Origin of the sequence: Mesorhizobium sp. M8A.F.Ca.ET.165.01.1.1, assembly GCF_004792065.1 — a bacterium.
In the GTDB taxonomy this organism is placed as follows: domain Bacteria; phylum Pseudomonadota; class Alphaproteobacteria; order Rhizobiales; family Rhizobiaceae; genus Mesorhizobium.
This window is the reverse complement of the sequence record NZ_SRTH01000063.1, coordinates 1-473: the sequence shown is the minus strand read 5'-3', so window position 1 is coordinate 473 and position 473 is coordinate 1. Positions and strand designations below refer to the sequence as shown.

Sequence of the window (473 nt, the reverse complement as noted above, 5' to 3'; positions counted from 1 at the left end):
CGGGACTCGGCGGCGACCACTGCGAAGTCAGGATTGTATGTTCCAGCGTTACCGATGTCGGCAATTGGTTGCCCGCGACGTTCACGCTGAAGGCGTGGGTGTCCGTGCTGCCGTCGGAGGAGGTGGCCGTCACGTGGAAGGTGATCGACGGCTCGGCCTGGGCGTTGAGCGTGCCTGTGCCTGAGCGCGTGATAACGCCGGTGCTGGAATTGATAGCGAAGCGCGGGTCATCGATAGTGTAGGTGAGTGTCGAGCCGGCGTCGGGATCCTTGGACGACGCCGTGATCCCGACCGAAGTGCCCGCTGCGGCGTTCTGGGCGATTTGGTTGACCGCGCTGTTGCTATCCGGCGGCGTATTGAAGGCGACCGGTTCGGGGCTGTCGAGCACGGCCACGGTGAAGGTGTGGTTGGCCGTGCTTCCGTCCGACGAGGTTGCCGTCACCATCAGATTGATCGACGACTGGGTTTCGAAG

1 protein-coding gene is annotated in these 473 nt (G+C 63.4%); it reads right to left on the bottom strand.

The window, feature by feature from the left end; all coding sequences use genetic code 11:
* The coding region (locus EN808_RS35130) for a cadherin repeat domain-containing protein (protein ID WP_245525199.1) at window positions 1–445 on the bottom strand (445 nt) is incomplete at its 3' end.
* Window positions 446–473 lie beyond the last annotated feature (28 nt).